Below are 16,251 nucleotides of genomic sequence, written 5' to 3' on the forward strand. Positions count from 1 at the left end.
TCGTGGAAGTAGGTATTTAGATTCGTTTTTTCAGGGTTAAGTGAGGCTGTATCGGGAGTGATTGGTACGCCTTGTTTTTTGTGTTTTGGATTAAGAGCGGCTATATCGAAAGTGACTGGTACACCTTGTTTTTGGTTTCTTGCACTGTAGTTGTTTCTTTTCTTTCCAATAAAATCAATGGTATAATCAAGGATATGTATGAGAGTATGATCCAATTATTACACAGAAAATCCAACTAGAAAGGAAGCAAAGCGATGTCAAAGAAAATCCAATTACCAAGCGGGCGTTTAGCGGACCATGCCAAAGAAATCGGCAGTAGCGCGAATGACATATCATTCAACCTACAACCAACAATGTCTTATTCGACGAGTTCCGCACGCCAATTGGTACAAAGTAGTATGGACGCAGCGCACATGATACAAGCGATGCCAGAAGCCTTTAACAAGGATGTGCAGAATCTAAAAAATGTCGAGCAGGCATTTGTTGCTTCCGAGAAAGTCATGGCCGATATGTGGAGTAAAGCGCTTCATTTAGACAAATAAAACAGACATGAGGAGTGAAACGTAGGGATGAAACAACAGGAGGAAGCAGTACGAAGGAGTATCGAGAAGCAACGGGAATTAGAAGATGTGGAGCGTGAATTCAGACAGTTAAAACGCCAACAAGATGATTTGCTTTCGCGAATTGGAAATGCATGGCGGGGAAACCACTCGGAGAACAAATTAGGTGCTATTTCCTTAGATTTAGCGCAGGAACAGCGTATGATACAAAAGAAACTCTACAACTTGGATGACCAACTCCAAGCAGAACACAAACAAGCAAAAGCCGACGTCGAACGAGCGAAAGAGGCGGAAGCAGATGCCGCGCATTGATATAGACGAAGTACGTTATTTTGTCGAGCATTTTTTAAGAGAGTCCCAGAAGTTGAAAGAAGCACTAACGAATTACCGAAAAGCAGTAGCGAAAATAATCGCAGATGGGGATATCAAAGGGGATATCGCAGACAGTGCCAAGAACTACTACCAAACGGTGCACTATCCGATTATCGATACAACCAAAGCATGTATGACCGATGCCGAAGAAATTCTCAAAAAATATACCACGGATTTTCATAATCAGGTGGATCCATCGATGAATGCGCGAATTGATTCCGATGAATTACAAGAGCTCCAAGCCGAAGTTCGAAAATGCCAAAATCGATATGAAGACTTATTAGTAAAAATGAAATCGATGGCTGGCGGTTCCTCACTAGGACAGCAAATCGGTATGCAATTAGGGATGCAAACGGCGATGGGGCAACTACAACATGAAATGCAAATCATTGAATGCTATCTCGATTTTGATATGAGCCATCAAAACGTCATGCAAGATGTGCTGAGCAAGTTGTATCAAGTGAAGCAAGGCTTAGCGGAGATTCAGAGCAGTAAAGCATTCAATACCGTTAGTCACACCTTCAACACAAAAGCGCTACATATGGGCTGGCTAGATGGCATGCTAACCGAGAAAAAGCCGAAGCAATATAACTTTGACGACTACACAAAAACGTTGGAGGGCAGTTATTGGGTGCTGAGCAAAAATGGTATCACCGACCAAGAAAGCGCCAAAGCAACCATTGCCTACAACGATGCCATAAAAGATGGTACAATCAAACTAGCCGATGAAGAATCAGGCGACTTTATGACCGATTATATGCTTAATGCGGTTAAAGGTATCAATATGCTGAATCCAGATCAACCATTAACCAAGATGCAAAGTTTCTCCATCATTGCAGGAGTCATGACTGGTATGGTTACGATGAAAAGTCGTGGCATGATCTATAAGAAAAGCAATATTAATAAGGTAGAATCCGAGCTTGAAATTAAAGAATATGGCGAGCGAATTGTTATTAAGAAATCAATTAACAGTGGATTAGTGAGAAGTTACGTTAGAGATGTAGAGCAACAAACTAGTAGAAAAATTGCTAAGGTGCAAATTGATGCGTTGAAGGATGCTCTAAGAAATAATGAATATACTAAGATGTCCCCAGCAGAGACTAAAGCTCACAGAAGATCATTTAATAAAGTGAAAAATTCTTTAATCACTGAATGGGAGCTCAAAACAAAGCAGGTTTGGCCAACGTATTCAGAAGATGTTATTTCTACGAAAACGGGGGCAGCTATTCGAAATAAAGGAGAACTTTACGATGCTCATCACATCATAGAAAATAATTTTGGTGGTAATCATGAATGGTGGAATATTCATCCAGCTAAATTCCCAAATGAACATCAAGCAGGAATACATGGAGCAGGCTCCCCAGGGAATTCGCTCTTTAAAGGAGATAAATAACGATGGAATATAAATTTTTGAAAATAAATAAAGAAAATAAATTTTATCCAGTGACTATCGAATCAATTGAACAAGCACAAGCAGATCTTGGGTTCAAATTTCCGCAAGAACTTATCGATTGCTACACAAATTTAGGATATGGTTTTATCAAAGGATCTAGGCAAAATGTTAACCGATTAATGGACCCGCTATCTGTGAGAGATTTTAGATTAAAACAAAATGATTTTGAATTCTTTCCAGATATAGAACTGTACGATGATTTAGAGGATGAATTGATTTTCTTCGAGGCAAATGAAACAGCTATGATATCCATTAAGTTAGTGGATAGTGAACCAAGTGAAATTTATTATGATGAGTTTAAAATTGCGGATTCTTTAGCTGAATTTCTTCAAAAAATAGTTGTTGACGATATGTATTATATGGACTTGGTAGATTGATGGTTTTTTATAATCAGCACGTCTTTTTGAGGAGAAACTGTAATGAAATATTCATTTTTACTAAACGAAGAAGAAAATAATTTTTATCTATTAAGAGATGGAATGATTGAAGAAGCTCAGGCTGACTTAACGTTTGATTTTCCCAAAGAACTACTTGAATTTTATAATGAAGTAGGCTGTGGTTTTATTAAGGGTTCTAAAGGAAATATAAATCGACTAATGGACCCGATTTCTGTAAGAGATTTTCGTATGAAGGAATATGATTATGAATTTTATCCTGACCTTGATTTATATGATGATTTGGAGGACGAACTCATATTTTTTGAGGTAGATGAGACCGTTTTGATGTCTATAAAAGTGACTGATGAAGATACTAGTCCTATATTTTATAATGAAACGAAAATTGCGAACTCACTATATGAATTTCTCCAATTAATGTCGAACGATGATAATTATTATTTGAAATTGACGAAGTAAGACTGGAGTATTAATTAACTAATAAGTGTTATGGTTAATGCGTATGGAGGAGATTTTAGATGCTTTTGGATATATTAGAACCAATTGCAGAGGAACAAAAACCTTTAGATGAAGAACCCAAGCTGCCTGCAACTGAGACTGAAATTTTGGAATTGAAAAAGTTAATTGCTCATGACTATTCTAGAGACGCCTGGTTCGCTGAATATGTAGCATTCCTTGAAATATGGAATGAAAATGAATGGGAAGATGATTATGTGTTTTTTGGAGACTCTAATATTTCTTGGTATTGCTATAGTAGAATGAAAAATGCTTTTATGGAGCTAGATAAGCCCAGTGGAGATGTCATTAATAAATTCTCATCGTTGGGTGAACTGTTAGAATCAGCTCTAAACAGTGTTTGTGAGTAGTAATAAAAAGTGATGGTATTCGACTTAAAATCAGCTACAGAATATGAGCCATTTCGAATCAATAGCAAGGAGTGAAAAAATAATGCAATTTAAATTTGTGACCAATAATCCTGAAAACAGTTTTTATCCATTGAATCTAAAAGATATTGAACAAGTAGAAAAGGAATTAGGACTAACTTTCCCAAATGAATTAAGACAGTTCTATTTAGAAATAGGCTATGGTTTCTTTAAAGGTTCAGAGTATCAAATAAATAGATTAATGGACCCAGAGTCAGTGAGAGATTTTAGGTTGAGAGCAGATGATTATGAGTTCTATCCAGACATAGAGATTTTTGATGAGGTAGAAGAAGATAAATTAGTCTTTTTTGAAGGTGATGAGAGTACAACAATTCTAATAGGTCTAGGAGAAGGAGAATCAAGTCCGATTTATTTGTTTGATACGTTGATAGCCAATTCTCTTAAAGAGTTTTTGGAAAAAATAATGGAAGACGACCTGTATTATATGAAATGAATCATGATGATTTATTTGGTGAAATAGAATTCGATCTGTACTGGAGTGGAAAAACTTCAATTGTAATGTTTGGAAAAAAACATGAAATCATTTTGAGTATTGATGGGGAAGAAGATGCCAATTTCTCACCAATTCAACGCGAAGCATATACAAATTTCATGACAAACATGGGTGAAATTACGAATGCTGTAGAACTAGGCATTCAAAAATACTATGAAGAAAATGTTGAGGAATATAGAGATATAGAAGAGATTGGTTATGAAGCAGTCATGTTAGCTCTGGAAGAAACGATACCTGAGATAGCAAAAAGCTTCCAATAATTACAAATGACCGCACACGAAATCAGTTTTCTAACCATGCAATACCTACAAGATGACATGGAATATACCGCAAGCATCAGTCAACATCCAGAAACGAATGCTCATGATCTCGTGATTTGGCAAGTGAACGGCAAGGTCGAAGCTATTTTGCGATGGACAACGAAGGGAGAATAAGTGAAAACAGCATCACACGAAACCAAGCTTGACGAGCTTAGAAGCCTTGTTTGACTTGTTGCATGGTGTCATGAAAAATCAAGAGAAACAAGCCCTGAAAGCCATCTATCGGTTGTTCATTGCACGCATTGATTGGAACAAGGCTGAAGATACATTGCACGTTGAACTAAATATAGATCAAGCTACATTCGCTCACTTGTTTGTACAAGAAGAGGAGGTGCGTTCGATTCCAGAGCGCGCCTCCTCTTTGCGTTTGTTGGAAAAAGCATTGCCAATCAGCGTTCGAATCTAGTTTGATTTTGTAGCGCTTGTTTGTAGCTCAGCTAGCAAAAAACAGACGCTAACAGAGATGGTGTGAAAGAGAGATATTCTCTGGAAACCACGCTAATACTGTATTGGAAGGTGGTTTTCCCCTACCTTCGTCCAAACATCCCTACAAAACCACTGTGTGAGAATAGAAACAGGGGGAGAAATAGACAGCTAACATACATTGAAAAGTAAAGAAAGTGCTTGGAAAGAGATAAGAAAATAATAGAAAAACCCCTGTTTCCCCAGTAAAAATAAAATAATATACATGGTAGAATAGCGATCGTCCTATAGCTATATCTTTCATTCATTCGTTCAAAACTGGGGAAACAGGGGGTGTTGTTGGTAGGCAAGGGATTGTGAGGTGGGATATGGAGGGTAGTGCATGGGGAAATCAAAAAGGATGGGGATGAAATAAGGGACTAGCAGTAGCTTTCTACTAGTCCCCATAATTTTTGGTGAGGAGTATCAGCGCTTTCAATATCTGTGAGATTGCTCCTTTTGATGTAATAGAGCTAGTTTATCCTTTTCTGCTAGAATGTCATCAGATTGAGGTGAATTAGGGTTTATCCAAAGTGCTTTCTGCTTTGCCCATGTTAAGTAATCAGCGCTTTTGGTAGCATCACTCTTTTGCAAGTCTGTAATATAGAGCTCAATCCAAGAAGATAGTACAAAGAGTTTGGCATCGTCGACTAGTTGCTGTGTTCTGGCTAGCTCATCCGCATACAATTCCTTTTGGCGCTCTTTTTCCTCACGTTCCCTTTGTCGCTTCTCTTCTTGGATCGCTTGTGCAAGTCGTTGTTGTTTCAAACGCTCTGGAAACTCATTGAACAATGTTAAGAATACCTTTTGTAAGATATGTTGCATGGTTACGGTACTGGTCTCGTGAAAAGCGACTTCATCCCGTGAATAGGAACCGTACCCAATGATGACAGTCAAGATACCAGTGGGGATATATTCAGTATTTCCATACCAATCTGGTTTATCCTTCACAGAGATGCTTTGCTTTCTATACTTCTCTCGAACACGAAAATAAAAGTCATCGTTATTTATAACAAAATAGGTATGCTTGGAGGTTAATTTTAATTGTCCCCCTGCTTTTCCCACGGCTTTAATCAGGGCATCTAAAAAAAGATAGGTTCTCGGTAGTGATTGCTCGGATGTAGAATGGGTATCTAGAGCCTTTCTATAGCAAAAACTAGAACCACGCTCACTAATAATAGATCCATAGCCTATTCTATCACGTTTTATTTGCTTTAATAATTGCTTGTGTTGAGATATAGCGACATGGGGGGAACTTAGACTTTTCTTTATCCGGAGCTCAGAATAGATTTTTGTCAAAAGGACTTGTTGTTCTTTTGTGCAGTAATAAAAAAGAGTACTTTCGTTTTCAATGTTGCTATCCGTTGCACCAGGCACTAAAGAGATTACGTTGGAACTTTCCAATGCGGGGAGTGGGTCTCTAATTAGACCGGTATATCCGTGTTGCAGGCGACCTATATATTGGTTATTGGGGAGTGGGATATTGTATAGCTGGCATTTTTTCCGAATCAGATGGTCTGAAACGGCATACTTTTTAGCGACTTTAGAAACAGAACTAGACCAAATTTCTTCATACAATTGCTCACGTGTTATTTCCATGAAAAGCCCTCCTAAAGAATATTGTTTGCTCATAATATAACATAAAAAATGATGAAGTGGATGAGGAAATATTTAATAATAACAATGGATATATTGGGTTAATCTGCTTAAAAAATAACGCAATTGCTTTATTTGGTTCATTTTGAATCAAAAAATAGACTTATTTGACTTTTTGGGGAGTGTATGGTAAGATGTTGTAAAAGGAGGGAATGTTATGTTTTCAAAATTAATACTGAAAAATTTTAGATCATTAACAGATGTTGAAATTGATTTTACTGAGAAAGCAAATGCTCCTAAGAATATGATTTTCATATATGGTGAGAATGGTTCGGGGAAGTCTAATGTGATTCAAGCATTTTCAATTTTAAAAGAGTCTATCAGTACGCTTAATAAAGTGCAGGATTTTATGAAACTAAAAGTAAAGATTCAAGAAGAGGCTGATGTGACTAGTTTTTCTGATAATAGTGGTGTAATCGCTCAGTTTCTTTCAAATCAATTGAACAGTTTGAATCTAGGTGATTTAATAAAAAATACAAAAACTATTGCGTCAAAAGAGAACATGTTGATAAAATATTACTTCATTTTTAATAAAGTAGAAGGCTCATATGAGCTTGAATTTAATTCTGAGAATAATCTAGTATCCGAGAAGTTATATTATTTAATCGACAAAAGAAGAGGGGACTTATTTTCCATAAGATATGAAGAAGACGTGATTATTACTGAATTCAATAAGAAATTATTTATAGATACGGCCTTGGAAGAAGAGTTAAATAATTTCGTGGAACAGTATTGGGGAAATCATACATTTTTATCTATAGTTAATAACGCTATACATACTAAAAACAATAGCTATATAAATAAAAATATAAATAAAAATCTATTAGAATTTATCTTATTTATAACTGACAGTTCAGTGTGTCATAGAACGGGTAACTATAGCTCTAAGACATCACAGAGAGTACTGAACCCTGTATTCACCAATCTGATTAGTGGAGAAATTGATACAGAAGATATTCAAGATCTTGATGAAGCAGAGGATATAGTGAGGGAGTACCTAATGGCGCTATATTCGGATATTAATAATGTATATTATAAAAGAAGCCAAGGGGAGGAAGATGAAGTTCAATACAAACTGATGTTGAAAAAATTCATAGGTAATAAGGAAAGAGAAATCCCTGGTTCTTTGGAGTCTTCAGGTACTAAAAGTATTTTGGAGTTGTTACCAATGCTTCTCAGTTTAATTTATGGTGGAACAGTGATTATTGATGAGATGGAGTTAGGAATTCATGACGTGCTAATTTCAAAAATTGTAGCACAAATAGCAGGGGAAGCAAAAGGACAATTGATAGTAACTTCTCATAACACGAATACCATGAACAGCTTAAAGCCCTCCAATGTATACACAATAAGAACCGATACTTCGGGACAAAAAACGATTAAATCCATAAATAATTTAACAGGTAAAAGAATTCAGAAGAATAATAACCTTCAAGATATGTTTTTAGCAGGTTTCTTCCACGGTGTCCCGAATCCTGATGATGTAAATTTTAAAGTCATGCTTGAGAAAGTTATTGGGAATTCGAGGGACAGCCTATGAGTATAAAATATGAAAGATCATCACTTGTTTACGCGCCTAGTGAATCTACACGTAGGTTTGTCTCTAAAGTGCAACATAAGCTTAGATTGGCAATAAAAGTTAATGCTCAAGAGAGTGTACCTGAGCGTTCGAACAATCGATATTTGGAGCAAGATTTGGAAAAAGAGGGTGCTTTCTTTAAAGCTAACCCTCAGTTCAGACGGAGAGATAAGAGTCTAATCTTTTTTTGGTTTGAAGATTTCAAAGAAGGGCAATCTGTAGAAAATTCGAAAAATTATGAAGGGATGTGGTTTGAAAAGTTTGTAAAACCAATATATTTTGAAGGAGGTTTCGATAAAATTATGCAAGCAGCTAATCTTGATATTGCAGGGGGAGGTAGGGATAATATATATTTGCCTTTAAATAATATAAGTAGTCCTAAGGAAGAGTTGATTTTACTCAAAAGGGCATTCGAAAATAATAAAGGCACAAATTTATATGAATTTCTGGATTATTGCCATGGATTATGTGAGTAGTAGGGTAACAAATCAAAATTTGCTACCCTAAGTAGTTCTATAAGTTGCCGCTTATAGAGCTGGAAATTAAAACGTACAATTAGCTTTATTCTTCAAAGACTATATTAGCATTTTTTATTGTCTTTGTGAAGCAATATTTGTACGATCTTAAATTAATTAAGGAGTGTACACTTACCATGAAGATTAAAGAAGCCGTAATCGGCAAAACGAATGAAATTATGTCCATTAAACGTATCAGTGAGCTCGATAGTTCAGATGAAAGATTACAAGATTTGTTCTGCCCGAATGAGGGGTGCGTTGCAAGGCTATTATATGTTCCGAAAGGAAAGTATGATGAATATATTAAAACATACAATTTCTATGATCATATTGATAGTTGCGAGAATTTCTTTGAACGAAAGATACTTCTTGAGCAAGTGAAATATAGAAGTGAGACTGCAATACCAATAAGTGAAGAGAAGATAAAAGAGAAGATAGAAAGATACTGTAGAGATTTAAATAAAGAAACTACAGATACACCTCAGAAGTCAACTCGGAAGACTAAGACGAATGGCGTCGTAGGGAATAGTACCAGAAAAAAAGAGGGAACCAGCTACGAAGCAACACTTAGTGGTCAAGGTAAGGTTGATGCAGAAGGTGATGGGAGAAGTGCCACTGTGCGTCGCAAGGAGCTAGACGGTGTATCCCTGAAAGATGTGGGGAAAGCAATATTAACCCATGGTAAAGTTGAGAAAATAGAATTGAATGAAAAGAGCGCGAAATTTGTATTGGTAGAGAAAAAGAAAAGGACCTCTGTGTTTTTTCCAGAAGCATTTTTCGCTACTTCTTCCCAGGGTGTTAAAACTTACTTAGAAATGTTGCAAAATTATGCAGTGAAAAGAGATGTGGATGTTGCACTAATGACAGAGGTGACGTTAATCAATGATGAAATATCTCTTTCTGTAATTATGGAAGAATGTGTTCGTATAAATGCATTGGAAAAGTCTGGGCTTAGTTTAGTAGGGTTTGCGGCTAGATATACAAGAGATGCTACAATGCGAGGTGAAAAAGATAATGGTTAGACATAGTGGAGGAAAGACAGGCAATGCTGGTAAAAAACTTGCAAGTAAGTCAACAACAAAAAAAGAAAAATCAAAGGCGGGGAAAATTCTAAAGAAACATCAAGATAAAAAGCACTAATACAAAAGTAGCTTGGTTGAAGGCTGAGCTACTTTCAAAAGATAGGAAGAAGAAAATAAGAGAAAAATGCGACTAGAATCGTTTTCATGCTATAGTTGCTCAATAATTTGATATTGATTGCATAGGGGGGATATTATTTTATTATGATGGATCAAATAGATAAAAAAGAGGTATTTCAGGAAATTTTTAAAGCTTGTGACTATGGGAATTTAGGAATGTTTGTCGGAGCAGGGTTCTCTAAGGCTGTTATAGGAGAATCCGCTTTGGGATGGTTAGGCATAATAGACGAGGCCAGAAAAAAATTTGAACTCAAAGCTCTAACCGATGAAGAGCTAAAAGGGGCATCTTTACCGGAGCTAGCGACTCAGACGTGTAAAAAAATAGCGGAAAATGAGAACAGTGATTATTCTGAGGCCAAGCAACGATTCAAAGCTGAAATTAGTAATATATCTAATTGGTTACCCAGCATAGAGGCGGGAGAGGAATTTGAAAAGTGGTTTGACAGTATGAAGCCAGCTTGGGTAATAACTACTAATTATGATGCAGTTATGGAGCATATTCTGACAGGTAAAAGTATAAGTATTAGCCCCAAAAAATATTTTTCTGCTCCCAAAAATGTCATACCGATATACCATCTTCATGGTACTAGACAAGAACCAGAAACGATAGTAGTAACACAGGAAGATTATGTTTCTTTACTACGACCCAATGATTATCGGCAAACTAAGCTAGCTATGACAATAAGAGAATCTACAGTATTAGTTTTAGGATACAGCTTAGGGGATATTAATGTTTTATCAGCGATAGATTGGTCTAAAAATATAGGTAGCGGAGATATTGATTATCCACATGGTGTTATCCAAATATTGCGGATTGAAAAGCCTAATATTCCTAAAGAATATGCTTATAGAGATGAAAATGAGAATATAATATTAGAAATCGATGATTTGAGTTCTTTTTTTAAACAATTAACAGAGTATATAAATGACAAACAGGTGGAGGCTGCTCTTAATTCGAAAATACTTGAAGATCTTGCGGAACGACTGAGTAAAGATAATGAAGATTTTATGGAATCATTTATTAATAGTGAAGACACCAGAAGAATATTACTTCAAGCATTGTGGCAGTCCGAATACCTAATGATAATACCATATATACAGTTTTTAAATAACTGCTTAGATAAAGTATGGGAAGGAACTTATGTAAAGGACGCTTTTTATATGTACGAGAAATATTTGGATATTATATTAGATATACTAATTTTCTACCCATATGAAAAAATGCCCCCAAAATTATTCCAGATAACAATGGATGCACTGGACAAAGTTTTAAGGTATGTAGATAAATCTGCTAGTGATAGAACGCCGGGAAATAGTTGGAGTGCAAATGCTTGTTGGCATCGTAGAAAAAAAGACATACCAGAAGCTACAAGGACACAGATATTTCAGTATGCAGAAAAAAATCAACTAAGAACTTTGAATCAATTAATAGATAGTACGGTGAAAGAGGATATATCTGTAGGGGCAACGGAATAGAAAATGAATTTTGAAATGTAGGAGCCACTGGAATGGATGAGTGGCTTTTATCATTTAATAAAAGGTGATTTTTAGCTAGTCAATTTCCAAAAATATCATCGACACATGATACGCAGAACCGTATCATAAATGATGCTATTTTTTTGATGGGAATGGCTTTGTAGAGCGGTTTGTGGAAGTAGGGATTTAGATTCATTTTTTCGGGGTTAATTGAGGCTGTATCGGGAAGTGTTGGTACGCCTCATTTTTAATTTCGTATTAAGAGAGGCTATACAGCTACGAATAGGCTTGATTTCTAGGTATACCATGCATGGTTTAATAAAATAATTTATGGAATACGAAATAAAACGGGAAGGATTGTGCCAGATGATTGAACAAATGACTTTTGCTGACCATATATTACAATTTAATAAAAAGCTTTCTCTTAAATCGCTTGCTTTACCGGATGGATTTCGCGTTATTAATCCATATGGAGGGGATCAAAAAGAGATAGTCAGAAACATAACGACTTCATTTTATCAAAAGTACTATAACGATACTAAACCTCGCCGTATGATATTGGGAAGTTCTCCCGCACGCCGAGGTTCAGCTGTAACAGGAGTTCCTTTTGAAGATGCCAAACACCTCCAAAGCGAAACGGGAATTTTTATTGATAAGTTCTATATAAATCAATCTTCATCTGGCTTTTTATATGATGTTATTAGAGAATACGGAGGTTGTGAGAAGTTTTATACTGATTTTTACATGAATTTTGTCTGTCCTCTAGGGCTCGTCAGGATCAATTCAAAGGGTAATGAAGTTAATTGTAATTACTACGAAAGCAAAAAGTTACAAGAGATCCTGGCTCCTTTTATTATTAGTGCAATACGTAGTCAGATAGGTTTTGGAATAGATACGTCGATATGCTATTGCATTGGAAGCGGAGAGAATTATGATTTTTTATCCAGAATAAATAAAGAACATCATTTTTTTGATACGATTATACCGTTAGAGCATCCACGATTTATTACACAATACAACGCAAAGCACAAGGATGTGTATATGGAGAAATATCTTAACGCTTTAAGCCGTGAATAATAATAGTGTCCATGTCTCGTTATAGAAATTATGCGCTTGCTTTGGCATATCCTGTTTTTGTGTTTCGGATTAAAAGAGGCTGTACACTTGGGGAAATATTGCATATAATAGAAGAATACAGATATGGGAGGGTTTACATGAGCGAAATAAAAAGTAATCTTGGACGGGCGAATCAGGTGGCGACTTCGATGGGACATGCGGGAGATGCGATGCGGCAATCGGGTTCAAAGCAAGTGCAATTGGCGAATCGGACGAGTGTGAAGGTGAGTCATGACGCCAAACAGAGCTCGGATAAAGTCAAGCAATTGATGATGCAATTGGGCGAGAGTTTTGGACGGGATGTGGCGCATATTCGTTCGGTCGCGCAGGAATTTGAACGGGTGGATCGCGAAGTTGGGAACGGGCTTGATTTTTCGGGTACAGCCCCACGTATCGGGAAATGAGGGATGGCAGATGAATGATAAGGACAGAGAAATAGATAGTTGGAATCAGCGGTTGCGGCATGTCGCGGATGACCAGTATGCGAAGGAACGGGAGATTCGAAGGCAGAAGCAGTTGTTGGATGAAGTGGATTTTGTACATAATCGGAACAATCGGTTGTTTCATGAGCTTGGTAGCACGTGGCATCGAGACCGAGAAATGGCGGTATTTTTGGATATACAGCGACATGAATATCAGCGACAACATTTTCATGTGGTGGATGGCATGGAGGAAGAACAAACGAGAATGGAACATGAAAAGCGTGCGTTGATGGACAAGGAATCAGACTATTATGCGGCTCGTCGAAAAGTGGAGTTTGGCGGTGAGCAGGCATGAGTTTAAATGTCTTTTTAGGCGAAATCGAAGCGCAATCGGAGAGCATGGTGGCGTCGTATCATGATATGATAGAGGCGATGGAGGGTTTGATGCGTGCGGTGAATGAGTTCGCGTTTGACCAGGAGTTGCAGGGAAAGACGTATGACAGCGCGAAACAGTATTTTGCGGCAACGTATCGACCACTAGCACAGGGTATGATTTGTTTGTGTGAGGAATTGATACGGCAAAATCAAGCGTTTCCTAGGCAGTTCCAAGCCGATGTGGCGACAACAGATGTGATTGAGGATGAAATTCGGAATCAGATTCGGCAATTGGATGGGCAGATTCAGGATATGGAGAAGTTGAGCAATAATGTGGTTGGGATGGCACTAATCACGCCGATCTTTGTGGATTTGAAGCGGAAATTGCAGGAGAAATTAGAGGCTTTGTATCGATTTGATGCGGAAACTGCGACTTCGTTTGATCGTGCGATGGATTTGACGGCGAATATTGTTCGAGGATTGGCGGAAATTGATACTGATAAAGCCTTCCAAGTCAAAACTGGAACTTTTAATATGATGGGCTTGAATATGGCGTGGCGTTCGGCGTTGCAGAAGCAATGGACGGCGCGAGAAGAAGCGATAGCGAAATTAGCAAAAGATAATGAGACCGCAAGACTTATCAAAGCGGCAGAAAATGGTCCACTACCCGTGATACCAGAAGGCAATCTGGCTGGATTTGTCACGAAAGACGGGAAGCTAGATGGCAAAGCGACCTATGATAATGCGAAATGGCAACAAGCGCACGTGTTAGCTGGGATGAAAAACGCGATTTTCCTCATTGATATGGTAGCGCCAATTTTCGATATCTATCGCTGGAAAACAGGGCTTGACCCAATAACGCAAGAGAAGCTGAGTCCCTTTGAGCAAAACGAGGCAGCAGTATTCACGGCATTGACTTTCGTTCCATTCGGGAAACTAGGAAAAGCGGCAAAAGCCATCAAAGCATCAACGCGAACGGATGAATTTAAGTTTATATTTGAAGGTGTTGGCGAGATTAAACAGGCGGAGAATACGGGTAAAGCCACGAAAATAGCCAAACTCATGAAATTAGATAAAATTGAGGTTACATTTAATCATAATCCAAAGCATGACCCCGCAGAATTCGCCCGACAACTAGCAGACCAAGAAAAAGGCATGAATGAGCTGACTGTGAGTGAATATTTGGCGAATCGGGAGAAGTATTTGGCGCAGGGTAGAGCTTTGGAAGGAAATGCGGCGCAAAAAATTGCTCGAGAAAATCAATATTTAGATAAAGTTAATGAACTAAGGAGAAGTGGAATGACATTGGAGTCTGCTGAAAAAGAAGCCAGTGAGTGGATAAGTGGAAAAGCTGCATTACACAATCCCGATCAAGTTGCAGGTGGAAATCCATTGAAAATTGATGGACTTGGTGACAAACGAATAAATTCTTCCATTGGAGCACAGTGGAAGTATAGAATTGATGCTGTAGATGAGCAGATACTGGAGCTCACAAAAAATATGGACAAGGAAACGAAGGCTAATACGAAGCTGAATGTAAGGCTAAAATTTTAGAGTAGGGAGTTTTAATAGATGGCAATTAAATGTTTCGATGATTTTATTCACGAAGAAAAGATGGCAGAAGAAGTTTGTCAGAAATATAGTGGTAAGATACCTGATGAACTACTGAATGCTTGGCGAGATTATGGAATGGGTAGTCTTTCAAGCAGTTATCTTAAGGTTATCAACCCGGATGATTTTCAAGATATCTTAGAGGAAAGCTATTTTAGAAGCGATGTATCTATTCCCATTTTTGCGACGAGTATGGGAGATATTATTACATGGGAGGAAAATAGATATTTAAGAAAGCTAAATTATAGAATGGGAGTTTTTGAAGGAGTATCGGCAGGATTTGAATTTTTCTTTTCTGATTTAGAAAGTGATTATTTTAAAGAAAAGTATCTAGATTACTCTATATATCAAGAGGCAGTGAAAAATCTAGGAGAACCAGCTTATGATGAATGTTTTGGCTATGTTCCGTTGCTAGCTCTTGGAGGGAGTGACAAAGTTGAGAATTTGAAAAAGGTAAAGCTTAGAGAGCATATTCTTTTGATAACAGCTTTGACAGGAGCAATTGAATAAACGAAATATGCAGGGAGAAAGTAATAAAATGTTGATTCAAAAAGATACACTAGTTTTTCCATTGCCGACGGAAGAGTTATTTAAAAGAAAAGAAGGATTTTGGAGAGTAAGTTTACCTATCGATTTTGTTGAATTTTTAAAAGAGAATAACGGTGGTATTCCAGTAGATGGAGCTTTCGTTTGCAATAATCATGAATATATTATAGATAGGTTTTTATGCTTACTGGATGTACCTAGGGACAATGAATTTGGGATATATGATATAGATGTGACACTGACACAGTTGGAAGATAGGTTGACAGATAATGAGGAGCTAATTGGTGCAGATATTCTTCCCATTGCTGTTTTGTTTGCTGGAGATTTTCTTTGTTTGGATTTTAGAGAGAATAGAGGAAAGCCTGTAGTATGTGTGTGGAACCACGAAGAGTCAAGCGAATTAGATCCAGAGACCTATTTTGTAACAAAGACGTTTGAAGAGTTTCTCAATCTAGGTAGAGGATAACAATCGAGCACTGCTGAAGGGATTTTGGGAGATATTTATGAAGACATACAAAACAGAAATGAAGATGCCCGAGGATACAATGAAAGAATACGAGAAACTAGTGCCGCAGAAAGTAATATCTATTTGGAATGAGTATGGTATAGGTTCAACACTTGATGGGTATCTGGATAGGTTATACTAAACTGGACAGAAAAAATAAGGTGTGTACAATAAAAGAAAAGCACACTGGAGGAATAGAGGATGACAAAAAGAGCAAAACGAACGTTTACACCGGAATTTAAGAAGCAAATG

22 protein-coding genes are annotated in these 16,251 nt (G+C 37.2%); 21 read left to right on the top strand and 1 reads right to left on the bottom strand.

The genetic code is table 11. The features are described 5' to 3' along the window. Positions 1-254: 254 nt before the first annotated feature. The 10 genes from HPK16_RS15635 (at position 255) to HPK16_RS15680 (ending at position 4,943) form a co-directional block, all read left to right on the top strand. A complete protein-coding gene (locus tag HPK16_RS15635; protein ID WP_181677838.1) occupies positions 255-542 on the top strand; it encodes a TIGR04197 family type VII secretion effector in 288 nt (95 codons plus the stop codon). A 27-nt stretch (positions 543-569) separates the two neighbouring features. Beyond that, on the top strand, positions 570-872 hold the full coding sequence (locus HPK16_RS15640) for a hypothetical protein (RefSeq protein WP_181677839.1): 303 nt from the start codon (positions 570-572) through the stop codon (positions 870-872). Further along, positions 859-2,325 (top strand): T7SS effector LXG polymorphic toxin, encoded by a 1,467-nt coding sequence (locus HPK16_RS17030; RefSeq protein ID WP_181677840.1) that lies wholly within the window; start codon positions 859-861, stop codon positions 2,323-2,325. The genes HPK16_RS15640 and HPK16_RS17030 overlap by 14 nt, the downstream gene beginning before the upstream one ends. Positions 2,326-2,327: 2 nt before the next feature. Continuing rightward, positions 2,328-2,762, top strand: a complete 435-nt coding sequence (locus HPK16_RS15650) for an SMI1/KNR4 family protein (RefSeq protein ID WP_181677841.1) — start codon at positions 2,328-2,330, stop codon at positions 2,760-2,762. A gap of 42 nt (positions 2,763-2,804) precedes the next feature. Next, positions 2,805-3,239 (top strand): SMI1/KNR4 family protein, encoded by a 435-nt coding sequence (locus HPK16_RS15655; protein WP_181677842.1) that lies wholly within the window; start codon positions 2,805-2,807, stop codon positions 3,237-3,239. Between the two features lie 59 nt (positions 3,240-3,298). Beyond that, a complete protein-coding gene (locus tag HPK16_RS15660; protein WP_181677843.1) occupies positions 3,299-3,646 on the top strand; it encodes a YrhA family protein in 348 nt (115 codons plus the stop codon). Between the two features lie 82 nt (positions 3,647-3,728). Then, positions 3,729-4,157, top strand: coding sequence for an SMI1/KNR4 family protein (locus HPK16_RS15665; protein WP_181677844.1), 429 nt, complete (start codon positions 3,729-3,731; stop codon positions 4,155-4,157). After that, positions 4,154-4,477 (top strand): DUF6985 domain-containing protein, encoded by a 324-nt coding sequence (locus tag HPK16_RS15670; RefSeq protein WP_181677845.1) that lies wholly within the window; start codon positions 4,154-4,156, stop codon positions 4,475-4,477. Before HPK16_RS15665 ends, HPK16_RS15670 begins: the two co-directional genes overlap by 4 nt. Before the next feature lie 36 nt (positions 4,478-4,513). Next, positions 4,514-4,651 (top strand): hypothetical protein, encoded by a 138-nt coding sequence (locus HPK16_RS15675; protein ID WP_181677846.1) that lies wholly within the window; start codon positions 4,514-4,516, stop codon positions 4,649-4,651. A gap of 28 nt (positions 4,652-4,679) precedes the next feature. After that, complete coding sequence (locus tag HPK16_RS15680; protein ID WP_181677847.1) at positions 4,680-4,943, top strand: hypothetical protein; 264 nt, start codon at positions 4,680-4,682, stop codon at positions 4,941-4,943. A 491-nt stretch (positions 4,944-5,434) separates the two neighbouring features. On the opposite strand, the gene HPK16_RS15685 is transcribed toward HPK16_RS15680, so the two are convergent. Beyond that, positions 5,435-6,598, bottom strand: coding sequence for a hypothetical protein (locus HPK16_RS15685; RefSeq protein ID WP_181677848.1), 1,164 nt, complete (start codon positions 6,596-6,598; stop codon positions 5,435-5,437). 214 nt (positions 6,599-6,812) lie between these two features. Here HPK16_RS15685 and HPK16_RS15690 point away from each other — a divergent pair, with 214 nt between their 5' ends. The 11 genes from HPK16_RS15690 (at position 6,813) to HPK16_RS15735 (ending at position 15,960) form a co-directional block, all read left to right on the top strand. Continuing rightward, positions 6,813-8,195, top strand: coding sequence for an AAA family ATPase (locus tag HPK16_RS15690; RefSeq protein WP_181677849.1), 1,383 nt, complete (start codon positions 6,813-6,815; stop codon positions 8,193-8,195). Beyond that, a complete protein-coding gene (locus HPK16_RS15695) occupies positions 8,192-8,710 on the top strand; it encodes a hypothetical protein (protein ID WP_181677850.1) in 519 nt (172 codons plus the stop codon). The genes HPK16_RS15690 and HPK16_RS15695 overlap by 4 nt, the downstream gene beginning before the upstream one ends. 176 nt (positions 8,711-8,886) lie before the next feature. After that, positions 8,887-9,771, top strand: coding sequence for a hypothetical protein (locus HPK16_RS15700; protein ID WP_181677851.1), 885 nt, complete (start codon positions 8,887-8,889; stop codon positions 9,769-9,771). After that, positions 9,764-9,889 (top strand): hypothetical protein, encoded by a 126-nt coding sequence (locus HPK16_RS17035; RefSeq protein ID WP_281368055.1) that lies wholly within the window; start codon positions 9,764-9,766, stop codon positions 9,887-9,889. Before HPK16_RS15700 ends, HPK16_RS17035 begins: the two co-directional genes overlap by 8 nt. 143 nt (positions 9,890-10,032) lie before the next feature. Beyond that, positions 10,033-11,424 carry an SIR2 family NAD-dependent protein deacylase gene (locus tag HPK16_RS15705; RefSeq protein WP_181677852.1) on the top strand — a complete coding sequence of 464 codons (1,392 nt, stop codon included), beginning with the start codon at positions 10,033-10,035 and terminating at the stop codon, positions 11,422-11,424. Between the two features lie 366 nt (positions 11,425-11,790). Continuing rightward, positions 11,791-12,501: an SMUG2 DNA glycosylase family protein gene (locus HPK16_RS15710; RefSeq protein ID WP_181677853.1), complete on the top strand. Its 711-nt coding sequence runs from the start codon at positions 11,791-11,793 to the stop codon at positions 12,499-12,501. A gap of 137 nt (positions 12,502-12,638) precedes the next feature. Next, entirely contained in the window at positions 12,639-12,944 is a 306-nt protein-coding gene (locus tag HPK16_RS15715) for a TIGR04197 family type VII secretion effector (protein ID WP_181677854.1), read from the top strand. Between the two features lie 10 nt (positions 12,945-12,954). After that, positions 12,955-13,317 (top strand): DUF3958 family protein, encoded by a 363-nt coding sequence (locus HPK16_RS15720; protein WP_181677855.1) that lies wholly within the window; start codon positions 12,955-12,957, stop codon positions 13,315-13,317. Then, a complete protein-coding gene (locus tag HPK16_RS15725) occupies positions 13,314-14,891 on the top strand; it encodes a polymorphic toxin type 15 domain-containing protein (protein WP_181677856.1) in 1,578 nt (525 codons plus the stop codon). The genes HPK16_RS15720 and HPK16_RS15725 overlap by 4 nt, the downstream gene beginning before the upstream one ends. A 24-nt stretch (positions 14,892-14,915) precedes the next feature. Continuing rightward, positions 14,916-15,458 carry a T6SS immunity protein Tdi1 domain-containing protein gene (locus HPK16_RS15730; RefSeq protein WP_181677858.1) on the top strand — a complete coding sequence of 181 codons (543 nt, stop codon included), beginning with the start codon at positions 14,916-14,918 and terminating at the stop codon, positions 15,456-15,458. 28 nt (positions 15,459-15,486) lie between these two features. Further along, a complete protein-coding gene (locus HPK16_RS15735; protein WP_181677857.1) occupies positions 15,487-15,960 on the top strand; it encodes an SMI1/KNR4 family protein in 474 nt (157 codons plus the stop codon). The last annotated feature ends 291 nt before the right edge of the window (positions 15,961-16,251 follow it).

Source organism: Paenilisteria rustica, assembly GCF_013820765.1.
In the GTDB taxonomy this organism is placed as follows: Bacteria; Bacillota; Bacilli; order Lactobacillales; family Listeriaceae; genus Listeria_A; species Listeria_A rustica.